This window comes from Halomonas sp. THAF5a, assembly GCF_009363755.1.
Classification (GTDB): domain Bacteria; phylum Pseudomonadota; class Gammaproteobacteria; order Pseudomonadales; family Halomonadaceae; genus Halomonas.
On record NZ_CP045417.1, the window covers coordinates 3341851 to 3361441 of the forward strand.

Consider the following 19591-nt stretch of genomic DNA (forward strand, 5'->3'; position numbering starts at 1 on the left):
TGGGGGCGTCTCGTCATTCGCCGAGGCGGTCGGGCGCCGGGGCTCAGAAGTGCGGCTTGAGCTGCTGCACCAGGGCCTTGTAGAGGCGCGGGCCGGCGGCCATGAGGGGGCCTTCGACCTCGACGCTGGGCTGGCCGTCGGGGGTGCCCATCAGCGCGCCGCTCTCCTTGAGCAGCAGCGAGCCGACGTGCAGGTCCTGCTCCTCGAGGCCCAGCACGAAGGCGGCATCCGCACGACCGGCGGCCAGGTCGGCCAGGTCGAGCAGGCCGCTGCCGGAGGCGCGCTGCTGCTCGATCTGCGGGCCGAGCTGCTGGACCAGGGTCAGGTAGGCGGGCAGCAGGCGCGGGCGCAGCCAGGTCTCGGGCAGCCCCATGGCGACGCGGGTGCCGGCCACGGCGGTGCGCTTGGTCACGCGGATGCGCTTGCCGTTGAGCTGGGCACCGCGGCCGCGGCTGGCCAGGTATTCGTCGTCGCTGAAGGGGCAGATCACCACCGCATGCTCCGGGCGGCCCTTGACCAGGCACACCACCGACAGGGCGAAGCCGGGAGCGGCAACGGTCAGGTCGGAGTAGCCGTGAAAGGGTTCGATCTTCCAGAGGGTGTCGGCGCCTTCGCCCTCGCCGGGGCGATGCGGGGTGAAGCGCCCCTGGACGCCGTGCTGGGGATAGCCGCGGGCGAGCTGACGAACGATCAGCGTCTCGGCGTTGCGGGCGGCGTCCTCGAGCAGGCGGTCGAGGCTGGGCTCCTGGTGGGAGTTCTCGATTCGCTCGCGGATACGCAGGAATTGTTCGCCGGCACTGCGTGCGGCACGCAGGGCGAATTGGACCATCGGATGCATGATCGGGCCTTGGGGAGTCGGTGGTGTTAAAGAACGGATCGGGCGCGAATCCTAGCAGAAGCGTCCCGGGTGCGCCATTCGTGGCGGGCGGCCGACATGCTAGAATCGCCGCTCCCCGTTTCATCCAGGATCCACAGGCCCCACCATGCTCGAGCGCATCCGCACCGTCCTGATCGGCACCAGCCACCCCGGCAACATCGGCGGCACCGCCCGCGCCATGCACAACATGGGCCTGGCCGACCTGGCCCTGGTGGCGCCGCGCTGCGAGCCGCTCACCGCCGACACCGTCTCCCGCGCCTCGGGCGCCGACCATATCGTCCACGCCGCGCGCACGGTCGCGACCCTCGAGGAGGCGGTGGGCGACTGCACCCTGGTTGTCGGCGCCAGCGCCCGCTCGCGCACCCTGCCCTGGCCGATGATCACCCCCCGGGCGCTGGGCGAGCGTCTGCCCCAGGAGCTCGCCGACCCGGCGGCCCGGGTGGCGCTGGTCTTCGGCCGCGAGGACAGCGGCCTGACCAACGCCGAGCTGCAGCGCTGCCACGCCCACGTGCATATCCCCACCAACCCCGACTTCAGCTCCCTGAACCTGGCCGCCGCGGTGCAGGTGCTCGCCTACGAGTGCCGCCAGGCCTGGCTCGGCCAGCAGGCGGCGGCGACGGACGAAGCGGCCCCGACCCAGCCGCTGGCCAGCCACGAGGAGCTCGAGCGCTACTTCGAGCACCTCGAGCGCACCCTGATCGGCATCGGCTTCCACGACCCGGCCATGCCGCGACAGCTGATGGCCCGGCTGCGCCGCTTCACCCTGCGCGCACGCCCCGAGCGCATGGAGCTCAACATACTGCGCGGCATCCTCACCGCCACCGAGCAGCAGACCGAGCGCCGGCCAGGCGAGGGCTCTCCGGACGATGAGGCCCGGGGGCGATGAGCCCCGCGCCTTGAAGCCGGCGCGGCGCGCCCCCACTATGAAGCGACTCCCCGTTCGCCACGCCACCCAAGGACCGCTGCATGCTTCAACGTCTGCGCGAGGACATCAACAGCGTATTCGCCCGCGACCCGGCGGCCCGTAACTTCCTGGAAGTGCTGACCAACTACCCGGGACTGCACGCCCTGCTGGCGCACCGGATGAGTCACTGGCTGTGGCGCAGGAACCTGAAGTGGCTGGCGCGCACCCTGTCGCAGCTGGCGCGCCTGCTGACCGGCATCGAGATCCACCCCGGCGCCACCATTGGCCGCCGCTTCTTCATCGACCACGGCATGGGCGTGGTGATCGGCGAGACCGCCGAGGTGGGCGACGACGTCACCCTCTACCAGGGCGTGACCCTGGGTGGCACCAGCTGGAACAAGGGCAAGCGCCACCCGACCCTGGGCGACGGCGTGATCGTCGGCGCCGGGGCCAAGATCCTCGGCCCCTTCACCGTCGGCACCGGCGCCAAGATCGGCTCCAACGCGGTGGTCACCAAGGAGGTGCCGGCCGGCGCCACCGTGGTCGGGATCCCGGGCAAGGTGGTCCAGCGCAGCGAGCCCGACGACCCCGAGGCGATCGCGGTGGACCCCGAGCGCCGCGAGGCGATGCGCCGCAAGTTCGGCTTCGACGCCTACGGGGTCAGCCAGGACATGCCCGACCCGGTGGCCCGCTCGATCCAGGCGATGCTCGATCACATGCACGCCGTGGACGAGCGCATCGAGCGCATGTGCACCACCCTGCGCAAGGTCGACGCCAGCTACCGCGACGGTCGCCTGCCGGAGCTGCGCGACGAGGACTTCGCCGACATCCTCGACGAGGGCTGCCCGCCGATCCAGGGCGCGGACGCCGCTTCGCGCGCGGCGCAGCAGGAGGCGCAAGACACGCCTGACCACCAGGCGCCCCCTCGCCGGCACAATGGTTGACCATGATACTCGGCCTTTATCATAATGGCCGATCACGTACATTGACTGCCGACCCGCGCGTCGGTGCCGAGGTGAGCTCCTCATGCGCCTGACCACCAAGGGACGCTACGCCGTCACCGCCATGCTCGACCTGGCGATGAACGCCGAGTCCGGCCCCATCAGCCTCGCCGACATCTCCAAGCGCCAGGAGATCTCGCTCTCCTACCTGGAGCAGCTGTTCGCGCGGCTGCGCCGTGCGGGGCTGGTCGGCAGCGTGCGCGGCCCGGGCGGCGGCTACCTGCTGGCCATGGCGCCGAACGAGATCACCGTGGCCCGGGTCATCCAGGCCGTCAACGAATCGGTGGACTCGACCCGCTGCGGCGGCCTCTCGGACTGCCAGCAGGGCGATACCTGCCTGACCCACCACCTGTGGTGCGAGCTCTCCGAGCACATTCACGACTTCCTCGAGCAGGTCACCCTGGGACAGCTGGCCGGGCGCGAGGAGATCCTCGAGATCGCCAGCCGCCAGCGCGGCCGCCGCGACGACGGCATCCTGGCCTCGACCCTCTGAGCCGCCGCCCCTGCCACCCCACTCCGGAACCGACTGCGAGCCCATGAGCGCACACGTCTACCTCGATTATGCCGCCACCACCCCGGTCGACCCGCGGGTCGCGGAGGCCATGAGCCGCTACCTCACGATGGACGGCATCTTCGCCAATCCCGCCTCGCGCAGCCATATGCTGGGCTGGCAGGCGGAGCAGGCGGTGGAGAGCGCGCGGCGCCAGGTCGCCGACCTGATCGGCGCCGATCCCCGCGAGATCGTCTGGACCAGCGGCGCCACCGAGGCCGACAACCTGGCGCTCACTGGCGTCATGCGCGCCAACCGCGCCCGGGGCCGCCACCTGATCACCTCCACCATCGAGCACAAGGCGGTGATCGACACCGCCAAGGCGCTGGAGGAGGAGGGCTTCGAGGTGACCTGGCTCGCCCCGTCACGCGACGGGCGCATCTCGCCGGAACGGCTCGCCGAGGCGATGCGCGAGGACACCGTGCTGGTCTCGCTGATGGCGGTGAACAACGAGCTCGGCGTCATCCACGACCTGGCGGCGCTCGCCGAGGTGGTCCACGCCGGCGGGGCGATCTTCCACGTCGATGCCGCCCAGGCGGTGGGGCGACTCCCGCTCGACGTGGCGCGGCTCGGCATCGACCTGATGTCGCTCTCGGGCCACAAGGCCTACGGGCCCAAGGGCATCGGTGCCCTCTACGTGAAGCGCGACCCGGACCTGCGCCTCGAGGCGCTGATCCACGGCGGCGGCCACGAGCGCGGCATGCGCTCCGGCACCCTGCCGACCCACCAGATCGTCGGCATGGGCGAGGCCTTCGCCCTCGCCGCCGCCGAGGGGGAGGCCGACCAGGCCCGCATCGAAGCGCTGCGCGACCGCCTGCTGGCGGGCCTCGCCGACCTCGACGGCATCCATCGCAATACCGCGGTCGAGGCCTCGGTCCCGAACATCCTCAACCTGGCCTTCGAGGGCGTGGACGGCGAGTCGCTGCTGATGACGCTGCGTGATATCGCGCTCTCCACCGGCTCGGCCTGCAACTCGGCCAGCGTCGAACCCTCCTACGTGCTGAAGGGCATCGGCGTGCCGCGCGACCTGGCGCTGGCCTCGCTGCGCTTCAGCTTCGGCCGCTTCACCACCGAGGCCGACATCGACCGCACCCTGGACGCCCTGCGACACGCCCTCACGGGGCTGCGTCGCCGGGCGGTCTGACCCATCCCGATCAGGAGAGAGACCATGGCGCATCTTTCGATCACCACGTCCGCCGCCGAGCAGATCCGCCGGGTACTCGACGAGCGCGGCCACGGCCTGGGCCTGCGGGTCTCGGTCAAGCCCAGCGGCTGCTCCGGCTACAGCTACGTGCTCGACTTCGCCGACGAGGCCGCCAACGACGACGTGAGCTTCGAGGAGCACGGCGTGACCGTCTTCGTCGCCCCCGAGGCGCTGGAGATGCTCGACGGCAGCGAGGTCGACTACGTCACCGAGGGGCTCAACCGCTTCTTCCGCTTCAACAACCCCAACGTCAAGGACGAGTGCGGCTGCGGCGAGAGCTTCACCGTCTGACCGACGGCGCCTGCACGATTGTTCAACGTCGGCTCGGGGCGTTATACTCCCCGGCCCGACGGCGAACCGCGCCGCACGCCGGAACGCCGGCCGCTCTAACCCGATTCGCCGCGCCGTCCGATGCTCCCGCCGCGGAGCCCCGGGCGGCGCGGCGCTATCCCTCGTCGACAGGCGCCACGGTCGCGAGACGACCCCGGCACACGACGATCACAGCATCCATCCTGCGCTAGCCCGACCCGCGGCTAGCCCACATCCAATCGGAGACATGCCCCATGGCTAACCAGCGCACCCTGTCCATCATCAAGCCCGACGCCGTTGCCAAGAACGTGATCGGCGAGATCGAGAGCCGTTTCGAGAAGGGCGGCCTGAAGATCGTGGCCGCCAAGATGATGCAGCTCTCCGAGGAGAAGGCCGGTGGCTTCTACGCCGAGCACAAGGAGCGCCCCTTCTTCAAGGACCTGGTCGGCTTCATGACCTCCGGCCCGGTGATCGTGCAGGTGCTCGAGGGCGAGGACGCCATCGCCAAGAACCGTGACCTGATGGGCGCCACCAACCCGAAGGAAGCGGCCGCCGGCACCATCCGCGCCGACTTCGCCGAGACCATCGACGCCAACGCCGTGCACGGCTCCGACTCCCCGGAATCCGCCGAGCGCGAGATCGCCTACTTCTTCGAGGCCGACGAGATCTGCGCACGCTGATCCGGCCTGTCCGCGGGGGTGTTCCCACCCCCGCCCCCTGCCCCACCGACGCGCTGACCACCATGACCGCCACCACTGCTCCCCGACTCACCAACCTGCTCGGCATGACGCGCGAGGAGATGGAAGCCTTCTTCCTCTCCATCGGCGAGAAGAAGTTCCGTGCCGCCCAGGTGATGAAGTGGATCCACATCGAGGGCTGCGACGACTTCGCGGCCATGACCAACCTCTCCAAGGCGCTGCGTACCCGCCTGGCCGAGGTCGCCGAGATTCGCGGCCCGGGCGTGGTCTACGAGGGCTCGTCGAGCGACGGCACCCGCAAGTGGGTGCTCGAAGTGGAAGACGGCAGCTACGTGGAGACGGTGCTGATCCCCGCCGACAACGGCAAGCGGCGCACCCTGTGCGTCTCGTCCCAGGTCGGCTGCTCGCTGGACTGCAGCTTCTGCTCCACCGGCAAGCAGGGCTTCCAGCGCAACCTCACCGCCGCCGAGATCATCGGCCAGGTGTGGGTGGCCCAGCGCAGCGTGGGGCCGCGGCGCGACACCACCAACCGCCCCGTCACCAACGTGGTGATGATGGGCATGGGCGAGCCGCTGCTGAACTACGACAACGTCGTGCCGGCCATGAAGCTGATGCTCGACGACGACGGTTACGGCCTCTCCAAGCGCCGCGTCACGCTCTCCACCTCCGGGGTGGTGCCGATGCTCGACAGGCTCGGCGACGAGCTCGACGTGAGCCTCGCCGTCTCGCTGCACGCCGCCAACGACGAGCTGCGCAACGAGCTGGTGCCGCTCAACCGCAAGTACAACATCCGCAGTCTGCTCGATGCCTGCCAGCGCTACCTGGCCAAGTGCCACGACACGCGCCAGGTGACCATCGAGTACACGGTGATCAAGGACGTCAACGACCAGCAGGAGCACGCCCGCCAGCTCGCCGAGCTGCTCGAGGAGCTGCCGTGCAAGATCAACCTGATCCCGTTCAACCCCTTCCCGCACTCGGGCTACGAGAAGCCGTCGCGCAACCAGGTGATGCGCTTCCAGCAGTGGCTCTATGAGCTGGGCTATACGGCCCCGATCCGCTCCACCCGCGGCGACGACATCGATGCCGCCTGCGGCCAGCTGGTGGGCCGCGTCAAGGATCGCACCAAGCGTCACGCGCGCTATATCCAGTCGATCCAGATCGACGCCGACTGAGCGGGGGGGCGCCTTGACTTCAACCGGTCTCGGCGCTTTGATGGACGGGCCTTTTTTCACCGTCGGCCGCGTGTCGCACGCCCCTCGCGGCTCCTGGTTGCGTGCCTATCTGGAGAGGATGCCATGACCCCTTGCCCGAGCATGACCGGCCTTCGGCAGCTCCCCGCCGCCCTCATGCTGCTGGGCACGCTCTGGCTGTCCGGCTGCGCCACCCAGGCCAACCTGCCCGTGGACGACGGCAGCGGGGCCGCCGCGGCCTACACCCGCCTCGGCGTGGCCTACCTCGAGCGCGACAACCTGCCCCGCGCCCTCAATGCCCTCGACCGGGCACTCGAGATCGATCCCGACGACGCCGAGGCGCTGCAGGCCATGGCCATGGTCCACCAGCGCCAGGGCGAGGGGGCGCTGGCCGGCGAGATGTTCCGCCGCGCCATCGAGGCCGACCCGACGTTGACCCGCACGCGCAACAACTACGCCGCCTTCCTGTATGATCGGGGCCGCATCGCGGAGGCCTGCGAGCAGCTCGAGCGCGCCTCCGAGGACACCCAGTACGCCAATCGCGGGCAGCTGTTCGCCAACCTCGGTCAGTGCCGCCTCGAGATGGGCGAGGTCACCGCCGCGCGCCAGAGCCTCGCCCGCGCCCAGGCCATCGACCCGCGGGGTGCGCGCAGCTACCTGCTGCTGGCCGAGCTCGAGGCCGCCGAGGGCAACCTCGAGCGTGCCGAGCGGCAGCTGGAGCGCTACATGCGCCTGGCCGGCCCCCAGGCCGAGGCCCTGCGCCTGGCCCGCGATCTCGCCCGTCAGCGCGGGGACACGGCGAGCGCCGACTTCTATACCGATCAGCTGGAGGGCACGCGTGCCGGGCCCTGGCTGGAGGGCACGCGTGCCGGGCCCTGACCACCGTTTTCTGACGAAGGATGCTCAGACATGAGCGACATTCATAACGACGCCGCCGCCGAGACCTCGCCCCGCCTGGCCTCGCCCGGCGAACTGCTGCGTCGCGAGCGCGAGTCCCAGGGGCTCGACCGCGACGAGGTGGCCGACGCCCTCAACCTGCGTCCGGCGGTGATCGAGGGGCTGGAGAACGACCACTACGAGGAGGTCCCCGTTGCCGCCTATCGCCGCGGCTACCTGCGCAGCTACGCCCAGCTGCTGGGCCTCGACGACCGCGCGATCCTCGACGCCTACCGCACCCACTTCGGCAGCGAGGAGCAGGAGAGCAGGGTCACCCCGGTGCACGTGGTCAACAAGCCGCCCTCGCGGCTCGGCACCTGGCTGTTCCGCCTGGTCACCCTGCTGGTGATCGCCGGGATGATCGGCCTGACCCTGATGTGGTGGCAGAGCCGCGGCGGCAGCCAGCCGCCCACCCCCGGCGACAGCGGCCCGGTGGCGGTGGACAGCCTCGACGGCAGCACCACCATCACCGAGGAGCCCGGCGCCGAGGCCGACGACCTGCCGCCGCTGCCCGAGGGGGAAGCGGCGCTTGGCCTGGTCGACGAGACCAGCGACGAGGGGCAGGCCGCCACCGCGGCCGACGACGCCCAGGCGCCCGCCGAGGGCGAGGCCGAACCGGCCGTCGCTGACGCCGCCGCGGCCACCGCCGAGAGCGCGACGCAGACCGCCGACGCCGACGAGGCCCCGACGGCCGAGACCGACGCCGCGGCAGGCGAGCCCGAGGCAGAAGCGGCGAGCGAGGCCGTCGATCGCGGCGTGCTGGAGCTGACCTTCAACGAGCAGTCCTGGACCGAGATCTTCGATGCCGACAACCAGCGCATCTTCGTCGGCCTCCAGCAGCCCGGCACCTCCGCACGCGTCGAGGGCACCCCGCCGTTTCGCCTGACCGTGGGCAACGCCACCGGCGTCGAGCTCAACTGGGGCGGCGAGCCCGTCGACCTCACGGCCCGGGCCGGCGCCAACAACGTCGCCCGCTTCACCCTGGGAGAATGATTCCGTCATCATGCACGCACAATCCCCCATCGTTCGTCGCAAGTCGCGCCAGATCCACGTCGGCAAGGTGCCGGTCGGGGGCGACGCTCCCATCTCCGTCCAGAGCATGACCAACACCGACACCCTGGACGTGGCCGCCACCGTGGCCCAGATCCGCCAGCTCGAGGCCGCCGGCGCCGACATCGTGCGCGTCAGCGTGCCCGACATGGACGCCGCCGAGGCCTTCGGGCGCATCAAGCGCGAGGTCGAGGTGCCCCTGGTCGCCGACATCCACTTCGACTACAAGATAGCCCTGCGCGTCGCCGAGCTCGGCGTCGACTGCCTGCGCATCAACCCCGGCAACATCGGCCGCGAGGAGCGCGTGCGCGCCGTCGTCGACGCCGCCCGCGACAACGGCATCCCGATCCGCATCGGCGTCAACGCAGGCTCCCTGGAGAAGGACCTGCAGAAGAAGTACGGCGAGCCGACCCCCGCGGCGCTGGTCGAGTCGGCGATGCGCCATATCGACCACCTCGACCGCCTGGACTTCCCGGACTTCAAGGTCAGCGTCAAGGCCTCCGACGTCTTCATGGCCGTGGCCGCCTACCGCGACCTCGCCACCCGCATCGAGCAGCCGCTGCACCTCGGCATCACCGAGGCGGGCGGGCTGCGCTCGGGCACCGTCAAGTCCTCCATCGGCCTCGGCATGCTGCTGATGGACGGCATCGGCGACACCATCCGTGTCTCGCTGGCCGCCGACCCGGTCGAGGAGATCAAGGTCGGCTTCGACATGCTCAAGAGCCTCAAGCTGCGGTCCAAGGGCATCAACTTCATCGCCTGCCCCAGCTGCTCGCGCCAGAACTTCGACGTCATCGGCACCATGAACGCCCTCGAGGAGCGCCTCGAGGACGTCATGACCCCGCTGGACGTCTCGGTGATCGGCTGCGTGGTCAACGGCCCCGGGGAGGCCAAGGAGACCGACGTCGGGCTGACCGGCGGCAGCCCCGCCAACCTCGTCTACCTCGACGGCAAGCCGGCCAGCAAGCTGCGCAACGACCACCTGGTGGACGACCTGGAGCGGCTGATCCGCGACAAGGTGCGCGAGAAGCAGCAGGCCGAGCAGGACGTGATCGCCCGGGACGCCTGAGCCGGCGCCCCCACAAGGAGCAAGCAGTGAGCAAGTCCGACACCAGCAAGAAGATCCAGGCCATCCGTGGCATGAACGACCTGCTGCCCGAGCAGTCCCCGCTCTGGCAGTATTTCGAGGGCCAGGTGCGCGCGTTGATGGGCCGCTACGGCTACGACGAGATCCGCACCCCGGTCGTCGAGCAGACCGCGCTGTTCAAGCGCTCCATCGGCGAGGTCACCGACATCGTCGAGAAGGAGATGTACACCTTCGACGACCGCAACGGCGACAGCCTGACGCTGCGCCCCGAGGGCACGGCGAGCTGCGTGCGTGCCGCCATGGAGCACGGCCTGCTGCACAACCAGACCCAGCGGCTGTGGTACCAGGGGCCGATGTTCCGCCACGAGCGTCCCCAGAAGGGCCGCTATCGCCAGTTCCACCAGATCGGCGTGGAGACCTTCGGCCTCGAGGGGCCAGACATCGACGCCGAGGTGATCCTGCTCTCGGCGCGCCTCTGGCAGCAGCTCGGCCTCGACCGGCACGTCACCCTGGAGCTCAATTCCCTGGGCTCCTTGGAGGCCCGCGCCGCCTACCGCGACCTGCTGGTGGCCTACTTCGAGCAGCACGCCGAGGCGCTGGACGAGGACTCGACGCGTCGCTTAACCAGCAACCCCATGCGCATCCTCGACTCCAAGAACCCGGCGATGGCCGAGCTCATCGAGGGCGCCCCGAAGCTCATGGACCACCTCGACGAGGCCTCCCGCGAGCACTTCGAGCGGCTCTGCGCGATGCTCGACGCCGCCGGCATCGACTACGTGATCAACCCGCGGCTGGTGCGCGGCCTGGACTACTATGGCCGCACCGTCTTCGAGTGGACCACCACGGCGCTCGGCAGCCAGGGCACGGTCTGCGCCGGCGGCCGCTACGACGGCCTGGTCGAGCAGCTCGGCGGCAAGCCGACCCCGGCGGTGGGCTTCGCCATGGGCATCGAGCGGCTGATCCTGCTGCTCGAGACCCTCGAACTCGTGCCCGCCGAGGCCCGCGGCGCGCTGGACGTCTACCTGCTGCCCATGGACGACGCGGCCACCGGCCAAGCCCTGCTGCTCGGCGAGCGCCTGCGCGAGGCGCTGCCCGAGCTGCGCGTCCAGCTGCACTGCGGCGGCGGCAGCTTCAAGAGCCGCATGAAGAAGGCCGACAAGAGCGGCGCCCGCCTGGCCCTGCTGCTCGGCGAGGACGAGCTGGCCGAGGGCAGCGTGACCCTGAAGTTCCTGCGCGAGGAGCGCGAACAGCAGCGCCTGCCCCGGGCCGAGCTCGTCGACACCCTGACATCCCTGCTGAACGGCGAAACGCTCGCCTGACGGACACCCGCATCAAAGGAGACCGCCCGTGGCGGAGCTGAGAACCGAGGAAGAACAGCTTGAGGCCATCAAGCGCTGGTGGAAGGAGAACGGCACCTCGCTGATCGCCGGCGCCGCCATCGCGGCGGCCGGCGTGTTCGGCTGGAACGCCTGGCAGGACTACCAGGCGAGCCAGGGCGAGGCCGCCTCGCTGCGCTACCAGCAGCTGGTCGACCTCACCGGCCGCGACGATCTGGGCGACGACGCCCGGCGTCGCGCCGAGGAGCTGGTGACCGAGATCACCGACGAGCACGGCACCACCCTCTACGCCGACCTGGCCCGCCTGCTCGACGCCCGCCTGGCCGTCGAGGCGGACGACCGCGCCCGCGCCCGCGCCGCCCTGGCGGCGGTGATCGAGCAGAGCGAGCGCGGCTATCTCGAGGGGCTGGCGCGCCTGCGCCTGGCCCGCCTGCAGCTCGTCGAGGGCGAGGCCGAGACCGCCCTGACCACCCTGGAGGGCATCCCCGAGGCCCTGGCGGCGCAGCGCGCCGAAGTGGTCGGCGACGCGCACCACGCCCTGGGCCGCGTCGACCAGGCGCGCCAGGCCTGGCAGGAGGCCCTCTCCCTCGCCGAGCAGCACGATCAACCGCTCTACGGCGTCCAGCTCAAGCTGGATGACCTCGGCACCGAGGAGGCCATCCTATGAGATCCCCCCTGCTGATCGCCGCCGGCGCGGCCCTGGCCGTGCTGGCCGGCTGCGCCTCTACCCCCGAGCCCGAGTACGCCCCTCGCGAGCTCACCGACATCGCGACCACCACCGAGCTGGACACCCTGTGGAGCGAGCGCGTCGGCAAGGGGCTGGGTGACGCCGGCTACCCGGTGGCGCCCGCCCAGGACGGCGATACCCTGTTCGCCGCCGACGCCCGCGGCCTGGTCGAGGCCCTGGACGCCGACACCGGCGAGACCCGCTGGGAGGTCGAGCTCGACACCCCGGTCTCCAGCGGCCTGACCGCCGTGGCCGAACGCCTCTTCCTGGCCACCCGCAACGGCGAGGTGCTCGCCCTCGACCAGGCCGACGGCAGCATCCAGTGGCGTGCGCGGGTCACCAGCGAGGTGCTCGCCGCGCCCCAGGCCAGCCGCGACCTGCTCGTGGTGCAGGCCGTCGACGGCCGCGTCACCGCCCTGGAGCGCGACAGCGGCGCCGAGCGCTGGGTCTACAGCGGCCCCCGCCCCTCGCTGAGCCTGCGCGGGACCGGCACGCCGACGGTGATCGATCCGGTCACCTTCGCCGGCTTCGCCAACGGCCGTCTGGTCACCCTGGACAACCGCAGCGGCGAGCCGCTCTGGGATCGCCGCATCGCCGTGCCCCGCGGACAGAGCGAGATCGACCGCCTGGTCGACCTGGCCGGCCAGCCGGTCCTGACCCAGGACGGCCGCCTGTTCGTGACCAGCTACAACGGCCGCCTGGCCGCGCTGGACGCCCGCTCCGGCGAGATGCTCTGGGCCCGGGAGCTCTCCAGCTACCTGACCCCGATCCTGGTCGGCAACTTCCTGTTCGTGATCGACGAGGCCAGCCACGTCATCGCCGTGGATGCCGGCACCGGCAACGAGCTGTGGCGCAACGAGGCCCTCGAGGGTCGCTCCCTCACCGCACCGGCCTTCGCCACCGACCACCTGGTGGTGGGCGATGCCGAGGGCTACCTGCACCTGCTCGACGCCCGCGAGGGCGAGCTCGTCGGTCGCACCCGCATCGACGGCTCGGGCCTCAGCGTGCCGCCGCTCACCGATCGTCGTCGCGTCTATGCGCTGGCCGACGACGGCACCCTGGACGCCCTGGAGCTTCGCCCATGACCCCGGTGATCGCCCTGGTTGGCCGTCCCAACGTCGGCAAGTCGACCCTCTTCAACCGCCTGACCCGCTCCCGGGACGCCCTGGTGGCGGATTTCCCAGGCCTGACCCGCGACCGCAAGTACGGCAACGGCATGCTCGGCGACAAGGCCTACACGGTGATCGACACCGGCGGCATCAGCGGTGACGAGGAGGGCATCGACGCGGCCATGGCCGAGCAGTCGCTGGCCGCCATCGACGAGGCGGACATCGTGCTGTTCCTGGTCGACGCCCGCGCCGGCCTCAACGTCGCCGACGAGGCCATCGCCAACCACCTGCGGGTCAACCAGAAGAAGACCTGGCTGGTGGTCAACAAGGTCGACGGCCTGGAAGAGCACAGCGCCATGGCCGACTTCTGGCAGCTCGGCCTGGGCGATCCCCACGCCATCGCCGCCGCCCACGGCCGCAACGTCACCACGCTGATCGAGGAGGTGCTCTCGCCCTTCCCGGCCCGCGACGAGAGCATCCCCGCCGACACCGGCACCAAGGGCATCCGCATCGGCGTGATCGGCCGCCCCAACGTCGGCAAGTCGACCCTGGTCAACCGCCTGCTCGGCGAGGAGCGGGTGGTGGTCTTCGACGAGGCCGGCACCACCCGCGACGCCATCGAGATCCCCTTCGAGCGCCGTGGCAAGCCCTACGTGCTGGTGGATACCGCCGGGGTGCGACGGCGCAAGAACGTCCGCGAGGTGGCCGAGAAGTTCTCGATCATCAAGACCCTGGAGGCGATCAAGGAGTGCCACGTCGCCATCATGGTGCTCGATGCCCGCTCGGGGCTGGTGGAGCAGGACCTGCATCTGCTCGACTACGTGCTGACCAGCGGCCGCGCCCTGGTGCTCGCGGTCAACAAGTGGGACGGCCTGGAGAGCGAGGCCAAGGAGAAGATGCGCGCCGAGATCAAGCGCCGCCTGGGCTTCGCCGACTACGCCGACCTGCACTTCATCTCGGCGCTGCACGGCACCGGCGTGGGCGACCTCTACCCCTCCATCGAGCGCGCCTTCGCCTCGGCCAACGCCCACTGGTCCACCAACCGGCTGACCACCATCCTCCAGGACGCCACCGAGGCGCACCAGCCGCCCATGGTGCGCGGCCGGCGGATCAAGCTGCGCATGGCCCACCAGGGCGGCAGCAACCCGCCGATCGTCGTGGTGCACGGCAACCAGACGAGCTCGCTGCCCGAGGCCTACAAGCGCTACCTGACCAACACCTTCCGCAAGGTGCTCAAGGTGCGCGGCACGCCGATGCGCTTCGAGTTCCTCTCCGGTGACAACCCCTACGACAACATGGCGGGGGCCAGCGACCGGGAGAAGGCCAAGAAGCGGGAACTGGGTCGCACCAAGGAGGCGCGCAAGAGCCGCCGCTGAGCCCTCGCGTCGTCCTCCACTCCCACCGCCGCCCGGCCCGTCATCGCTGACGGGCCGGGCGGTGTCGTTTGGGGCCGACAGGCCCGCTTGCGAGAGGCACAAGGAGGGGCGCCGACGCCTTGACGCGGCGGGCCGCTGGCCCTGAAATACGCCTCCACGCTGCGCTGCAGCACCGCTTTCCGGAGGATCCCCGATGCGTCTTCGCTCCCTCGCGCGCCGCTGGCGCCTGCTCGCCCCGCTCTGTCTGACCGCCCTGCTGGGCGGCTGCCTGGCGCTCCCCCAGACCGGCCTGTTCGCCTTCCGCCTGGCGGTGACCTCGCTGGGCGTGGAGGAGGTCCGCATCGGCCCGCTCGCCGTGGATGCGCGCCTCGACACCGGCGACCTGACCTCGCTGATCGCCTCCGGCCTCGGCGCCGGCAGCCTGCCCGTGCAGGCGACCCTGGCCATGGGCCTGGGCCTGCCGGTCGGCATGCCGCCGGTGGAGATGTCGGGCTTTCGCTGGCGCCTGGACATGCCCGGGGTAGAGCCGGTGAGCGGCGACTACGAGGAGTCGGTCACCCTCACCTCGGGCCAGGATGCCAAGCTGCGACTGCCGGTGGCCTTCGACCTGCTGGGCGGCGACCGGGAGCGCCTGGCGCCGATGGTGGACCTGGCGCGCCAGCTGGCCCGCCAGGGCGAGCTGCCCGCCGGCAGCGAGCTCGCCATCACCCCGGGCGACCTGAGCGGGCTCGGCATGACCCTGCCCGCCGGTCTGCTCACCCCCACCGTGCGCCTGGGCGTGGGCGAGGACGGCTCGCTGATTCCAAAAGGGTAACGTCGCCAGAGCACCGGCGGGGCGCCGGGGACAGGTCGCAGGGAAGTCGTCGGGCCTGTCGCCGAGTCAGTCCCGCTGCCGGGATTTGCTCAAGTCTTATCTGACTTTTCGTGCAGGCGCCGCCGGCCCACCCAGTGGGTGGCGAACTGCCAGGCGCCCCGGCCGCTGCGCCCGCCGCGCAGGGTGGCGAAGCGGATCGCCTCGGCCCTGGCCTCGGCGTTCCAGTCCTCGCGGCCGCCCAGCTGGGTCACCCAGTGGCAGCAGGCCTCCAGGTAGACGTCCTGGTTGAAGGGGTGGAAGCCGAGCCACAGCCCGAAGCGGTCGGAGAGCGAGATCCGCTCCTCGACGGCGTCGCCGTGATGAAGCTCGTCGCCCACCAGGCGGGAGGCGTCGTTGTCGCCCATCGACTCCGGCAGCAGGTGACGGCGGTTGGAGGTGGCGTAGAGCAGCACGTTGGGCGGCGGCCCGGTCAGGGCGCCGTCGAGCACGCTCTTGAGCGCCTTGTAGGCGTCGTCGTGGCCCTCGAAGGAGAGATCGTCGCAGTAGACCACGAAGCGCTGGGGCTCACGGCGCAGCAGCTCCACCAGCGTCGGCAGCGCCGCGAGGTCATGGCGGTCGACCTGCACCAGGCGCAGCCCCTCGGCGGCCAGCCCGTTGAGCAGGGCACGGATCAGCGACGACTTGCCGCTGCCCCGGGAGCCCCACAGCAGGGCGTGGTTGGCCGGCAGCCCCTGCAGGAAGGCCCGGGTGTTGTCGACCAGCGCCAGCTTCTGGCGCTCGATGCCGAGCAGGTCGTCGAGCCCCAGGGCGTCCCGCGGCGGCACCGGCAGCAGCCGCCCGCCCAGCGCATGGCGCTGCCAGAGCGCGGCGACGTCCCGGGTCCAGTCGACCTCCTGGGGGGGCGGCGGCAGCCAGGGCTCGACGTGGTCGAGCAGCGTGAGCAGGCGACGCGAGAGCTCGGGGTCCATGATCCTCTCCTTGTCCATGTCGATGATGGGCACGCATCGCATGAGGCGCCGGGGACAGGTCGAAGGGGGGGGGCTACGCCAGGGGTGAGGAGGATCCCTCCGAACGGGCTGGCCAGGGATGGCCAGCACCGGCCCTGCAAGCGGAGCAGGACGCTAACGCGACGCAGGGCGTCGGTAGCGCCCAGGGAGGGGTTCACAGCGCCCCCTCGCCGACCTGTCGCCGGGTAAGCCTCATGCCGCCGGGCGCACCGTTGCTGTGGTTGATCTTCTGAGCGTTCCGGGTATCTTGTGGCGAACTCCGATCGCCGTCCAGCGTCTTACCTGACTGGATGTCACCGCTCATCAAGGAATTCTCCCCATGCGCTGGATTCACTGCCTCGCTATCGGCGCCCTGAGCCTGGGGCTTGCCGCCTGCACCACCTCGCCCACCGGCCGCTCCCAGCTCACGCTGCTCTCCGACGAGCAGCTCGACCAGATGGGCGCCCAGGCCTTCGCCCAGTACCAGCAGGAGCTGCCGACGGTCGGCGGCGCCCCGCTGCGCTACGTGCAGTGCGTCACCGACGCCGTGGTGCGTGCCCTCCCGCCCCAGTCGCGCAATCAGAACTGGCAGGTCAAGGTCTTCGCCTCGGAGCAGGCCAATGCCTTCGCGCTGCCCGGCGGCTACGTGGGCATCAACACCGGCCTGCTCGACGTGGCGCGCAACCAGGACCAGCTCGCCACCGTGATCGGCCACGAGATCGCCCACGTGCTGGCCCGCCACGCCAACGAGCGCGCCTCCACCGAGACCGCCACCCAGATCGGCCTGTCGGCCATCTCCTCGGCGGCCGGCCTGCAGGGCGCCGGCGGCGAGACCATGATGGCGGCGCTGGGCATGGGCGCCCAGTACGGCATCCTGCTGCCCTTCTCGCGCTCCCACGAGAGCGAGGCCGACGCCCTGGGCCTGACCCTGATGGCCGACGCCGGCTTCGACCCGCGGGAGAGCGTCGCGCTGTGGAACAACATGAGTGCGGCGGGCGGCGCCCGGCCGCCGGCCTGGCTCTCCACCCACCCGAGCCACGGCCAGCGCATCGGCGGCCTGGAAGCGGGCCTGGACGAGGCCATGGCGCGCTACGAGCAGGCCCGCCGGGCCGGCCGCACCCCCAACTGCCCACGCCCCTGAAGGAACGCACGATTGCCATGCTGAAGATCGGACTGCTGCTGCTGGTACTGCCCATCCTGGTGCTGATGGGGGTCTATTTCGTCGAACTGGGAGACGTGCGGGACTGCGTGCTGCTCCAGGAGGGGCACTGGGACTATCGCGCCGGCGTCTGCCGCGAGAGTGCCCAGCCCTTCGTGCCCTGGGTCGACCGCCATCCCTGGCTGGTCAACGGCGGCATGCTGCTCTCGGTGGCCGGCATGGCGATGTGCATGGTGGGGCTGTACGTAAAGCGCCGCTGAGCCGAGCCCAGCGGTATCGCAGCATAGCCGGGTACCGGGCCGCCGAGGAGGCGCTGTGAACCCCTCCCTGGGCGCTACCGACGCCCTGCGGCGCTCTCGCATCCTGCTCCGCTTGCATGACCGGTGCTGGCCATCCGTGGCCAGCCCGTTCGGAGGTGTCCTCCTCACCCCTGCGTAGGACCTCCTCTCTGGCCTGCACCCGGCGCTCCTCGCTATCGGCGACCACTCTCCGGGAACTAGGCCAGCACCTCACAGCGCCCGGCGCAGCGCCTCCAGCACCGGGGCGGTATCGGGGCGCTTGCCCCGCCACTGGAAGAACGACTCGGCGGCCTGCTCCACCAGCATGCCGAGGCCGTCCACGGGCCGGGCGCCGCGCTCGGCGGCCCAGCGCAGGAACACCGTGGGCGCGGCGCCGTACATCATGTCGTGGGCCGTCGCCCCGGGGGCGAAGAGGGCGTCGGACAGCGGCGGCAGGTCGCCGGCGAGGCTCGCGCTGGTGCCGTTGATCACCAGGTCATATGGCCCCTCCACCGCGGCGAAGCCGTCGCCGACGACCGACCCCAGGTCGCCGAAGTCCGCCGCCAGGGCCGCGGCCTTGGCCGCGGTGCGGTTGGCGATCCGCACGCCGGCCGGCGCCTCGTCCAGCAGCGGCTCCAGCACCCCGCGCACGGCGCCGCCGGCGCCCAGCACCAGGATCCGTGCCCCGGCCAGGCGCACGTCGTGACGCTTGAGGTCGCGCACCAAGCCGACGCCGTCGGTGGTGTCGCCATACGTCAGCCCGTTGCCGCCGAGGATCAGGGTGTTCACCGCCCCGGCGCGGCGGGCGCGCTCGCTCAGGGTGTCGCAGAGGGCGAACGCCGCCTCCTTGAAGGGCACGGTGACGTTGGCCCCGCGGCCCCCCTCGGCCACGAAGGCGCACCAGGCGCCGGCGAAGTCATCCAGCGGGGCCTCGATGGCGGTGTACTCCAGGCGCTCGCCGGTCTGCTCGGCGAAGGCCCCATGAATGGCCGGCGACTTCGAGTGGCCGACCGGGTGGCCGAAGACGCAGTAGCGATCGATCATGCCTGCTCCTCCTCGGCCGCCTCGGCCAGCCAGTCGCGGGGCTTGAGGTAGTCGTCGAGCGCCGCCTCGGCGCTGCCCGGCTCCGGGTGCCAGTCGTAGATCCAGCGCGCCAGGGGCGGCATCGACATCAGGATCGACTCGGTGCGCCCGCCGCTCTGCAGGCCAAACAGGGTGCCGCGGTCCCACACCAGGTTGAACTCCACGTAGCGACCGCGGCGGTAGAGCTGGAAGTCGCGCTCACGTTCGCCATAGGGCGTGTCGCGGCGGCGCCGCACGATGGGCAGGTAGGCGTCGAGGAAGCTGTCGCCCACGGCGCGCTGGAAGGCGAAGCTCGCCTCGAAGCCCTCCTCGTTGAGGTCGTCGAAGAAGAGCCCGCCGACGCCGCGGGTCTCGTCGCGGTGCTTGAGGGTGAAGTAGTCGTCGCACCACGCCTTGTAGCGCGGATAGGCCGCCTCGCCGAAGGGCTCGCAGGCATCGCGGGCCACCCGGTGCCAGTGCACCACGTCCTCGAACACCGGATAGTAGGGGGTCAGGTCGTAACCGCCGCCGAACCACCACACCGGGGCCTCGCCCGCCTTCTCGGCGATGAAGAAGCGCACGTTGCCGTGGCTGGTCGGCACGTGGGGATTCTCCGGGTGCAGCACCCAGGAGACCCCCACGGCGTGGAAGCTGCGCCCGACGAGCTCCGGCCGCGCCGCGGTGGCCGAGGGCGGCAGGCGCTCGCCGAAGACGTGGGAGAAGTTGACGCCGCCCTTCTCGAAGAGCCGGCCCTCTTCGATCACGCGGGATCGGCCACCGCCGCCCTCCTCGCGCTGCCAGCTGTCCTCGCGGAAGCGGCCGCCATCCTCGGCGGCCAGCGCCGTGCAGAGGCGGTCCTGCAGGTCGAGCAGGTAGGTCTTGACGTCGTCCAGATGGGCGTGGGCCACCGGTGCCTCCTGGGGAAATCGGGGGAGTG

At 71.0% G+C, this 19591-nt stretch carries 21 protein-coding genes; 17 read left to right on the plus strand and 4 right to left on the minus strand.

The window, feature by feature from the left end; all coding sequences use genetic code 11:
* Window positions 1-43: 43 nt before the first annotated feature.
* Complete coding sequence (locus FIU83_RS15110; RefSeq protein WP_152484810.1) at window positions 44-838, minus strand: inositol monophosphatase family protein; 795 nt, start codon at window positions 836-838, stop codon at window positions 44-46.
* A 145-nt stretch (window positions 839-983) separates the two neighbouring features.
* Between FIU83_RS15110 and trmJ the strand changes: the two genes are divergently transcribed.
* From trmJ to FIU83_RS15185, 15 genes are all read left to right on the plus strand, one after another.
* Complete coding sequence (gene trmJ, locus FIU83_RS15115) at window positions 984-1763, plus strand: tRNA (cytosine(32)/uridine(32)-2'-O)-methyltransferase TrmJ (RefSeq protein ID WP_152484811.1); 780 nt, start codon at window positions 984-986, stop codon at window positions 1761-1763.
* 80 nt (window positions 1764-1843) lie between these two features.
* Window positions 1844-2725, plus strand: a complete 882-nt coding sequence (gene cysE / locus FIU83_RS15120) for a serine O-acetyltransferase (RefSeq protein WP_152484812.1) — start codon at window positions 1844-1846, stop codon at window positions 2723-2725.
* Window positions 2726-2807: 82 nt separating this feature from the next.
* Window positions 2808-3275 (plus strand): Fe-S cluster assembly transcriptional regulator IscR, encoded by a 468-nt coding sequence (iscR, locus tag FIU83_RS15125; protein WP_152484813.1) that lies wholly within the window; start codon window positions 2808-2810, stop codon window positions 3273-3275.
* A gap of 43 nt (window positions 3276-3318) precedes the next feature.
* Window positions 3319-4476 (plus strand): IscS subfamily cysteine desulfurase, encoded by a 1158-nt coding sequence (locus FIU83_RS15130; RefSeq protein WP_152484814.1) that lies wholly within the window; start codon window positions 3319-3321, stop codon window positions 4474-4476.
* 24 nt (window positions 4477-4500) lie between these two features.
* Complete coding sequence (locus FIU83_RS15135; protein WP_152484815.1) at window positions 4501-4827, plus strand: iron-sulfur cluster assembly accessory protein; 327 nt, start codon at window positions 4501-4503, stop codon at window positions 4825-4827.
* 272 nt (window positions 4828-5099) lie between these two features.
* Window positions 5100-5525: a nucleoside-diphosphate kinase gene (gene ndk / locus FIU83_RS15140; protein WP_108445441.1), complete on the plus strand. Its 426-nt coding sequence runs from the start codon at window positions 5100-5102 to the stop codon at window positions 5523-5525.
* 62 nt (window positions 5526-5587) lie between these two features.
* A complete protein-coding gene (rlmN, locus tag FIU83_RS15145; RefSeq protein ID WP_152484816.1) occupies window positions 5588-6715 on the plus strand; it encodes a 23S rRNA (adenine(2503)-C(2))-methyltransferase RlmN in 1128 nt (375 codons plus the stop codon).
* A 123-nt stretch (window positions 6716-6838) separates the two neighbouring features.
* Window positions 6839-7612: a type IV pilus biogenesis/stability protein PilW gene (pilW, locus tag FIU83_RS15150; protein ID WP_152484817.1), complete on the plus strand. Its 774-nt coding sequence runs from the start codon at window positions 6839-6841 to the stop codon at window positions 7610-7612.
* Between the two features lie 30 nt (window positions 7613-7642).
* A complete protein-coding gene (locus FIU83_RS15155; protein WP_152484818.1) occupies window positions 7643-8662 on the plus strand; it encodes a RodZ domain-containing protein in 1020 nt (339 codons plus the stop codon).
* A gap of 10 nt (window positions 8663-8672) precedes the next feature.
* A complete protein-coding gene (gene ispG, locus FIU83_RS15160; RefSeq protein ID WP_152484819.1) occupies window positions 8673-9788 on the plus strand; it encodes a flavodoxin-dependent (E)-4-hydroxy-3-methylbut-2-enyl-diphosphate synthase in 1116 nt (371 codons plus the stop codon).
* Window positions 9789-9814: 26 nt separating this feature from the next.
* Window positions 9815-11125: a histidine--tRNA ligase gene (gene hisS / locus FIU83_RS15165; RefSeq protein ID WP_152484820.1), complete on the plus strand. Its 1311-nt coding sequence runs from the start codon at window positions 9815-9817 to the stop codon at window positions 11123-11125.
* Between the two features lie 28 nt (window positions 11126-11153).
* Window positions 11154-11810: a tetratricopeptide repeat protein gene (locus FIU83_RS15170; protein WP_152484821.1), complete on the plus strand. Its 657-nt coding sequence runs from the start codon at window positions 11154-11156 to the stop codon at window positions 11808-11810.
* Entirely contained in the window at window positions 11807-12955 is a 1149-nt protein-coding gene (bamB, locus tag FIU83_RS15175; RefSeq protein ID WP_152484822.1) for an outer membrane protein assembly factor BamB, read from the plus strand. Before FIU83_RS15170 ends, bamB begins: the two co-directional genes overlap by 4 nt.
* Window positions 12952-14355 carry a ribosome biogenesis GTPase Der gene (gene der, locus FIU83_RS15180; protein ID WP_152484823.1) on the plus strand — a complete coding sequence of 468 codons (1404 nt, stop codon included), beginning with the start codon at window positions 12952-12954 and terminating at the stop codon, window positions 14353-14355. Before bamB ends, der begins: the two co-directional genes overlap by 4 nt.
* Before the next feature lie 193 nt (window positions 14356-14548).
* Window positions 14549-15169 (plus strand): hypothetical protein, encoded by a 621-nt coding sequence (locus FIU83_RS15185; RefSeq protein ID WP_152484824.1) that lies wholly within the window; start codon window positions 14549-14551, stop codon window positions 15167-15169.
* 89 nt (window positions 15170-15258) lie between these two features.
* Here the strand turns inward: FIU83_RS15185 and FIU83_RS15190 are convergent, their stop codons facing one another.
* On the minus strand, window positions 15259-16137 hold the full coding sequence (locus FIU83_RS15190; protein WP_152484825.1) for an ATP-binding protein: 879 nt from the start codon (window positions 16135-16137) through the stop codon (window positions 15259-15261).
* A 358-nt stretch (window positions 16138-16495) separates the two neighbouring features.
* Between FIU83_RS15190 and FIU83_RS15195 the strand changes: the two genes are divergently transcribed.
* Both FIU83_RS15195 and FIU83_RS15200 read left to right on the plus strand, forming a co-directional pair.
* Complete coding sequence (locus FIU83_RS15195; protein ID WP_152484826.1) at window positions 16496-17296, plus strand: M48 family metallopeptidase; 801 nt, start codon at window positions 16496-16498, stop codon at window positions 17294-17296.
* 17 nt (window positions 17297-17313) lie between these two features.
* Window positions 17314-17574 carry a hypothetical protein gene (locus tag FIU83_RS15200; protein ID WP_152484827.1) on the plus strand — a complete coding sequence of 87 codons (261 nt, stop codon included), beginning with the start codon at window positions 17314-17316 and terminating at the stop codon, window positions 17572-17574.
* A 249-nt stretch (window positions 17575-17823) separates the two neighbouring features.
* Here FIU83_RS15200 and aroE read toward each other — a convergent pair whose 3' ends face one another.
* On the minus strand, window positions 17824-18636 hold the full coding sequence (gene aroE, locus FIU83_RS15205) for a shikimate dehydrogenase (protein ID WP_152484828.1): 813 nt from the start codon (window positions 18634-18636) through the stop codon (window positions 17824-17826).
* Window positions 18633-19562, minus strand: a complete 930-nt coding sequence (gene hemF / locus FIU83_RS15210) for an oxygen-dependent coproporphyrinogen oxidase (RefSeq protein ID WP_152484829.1) — start codon at window positions 19560-19562, stop codon at window positions 18633-18635. Before hemF ends, aroE begins: the two co-directional genes overlap by 4 nt.
* Window positions 19563-19591 lie beyond the last annotated feature (29 nt).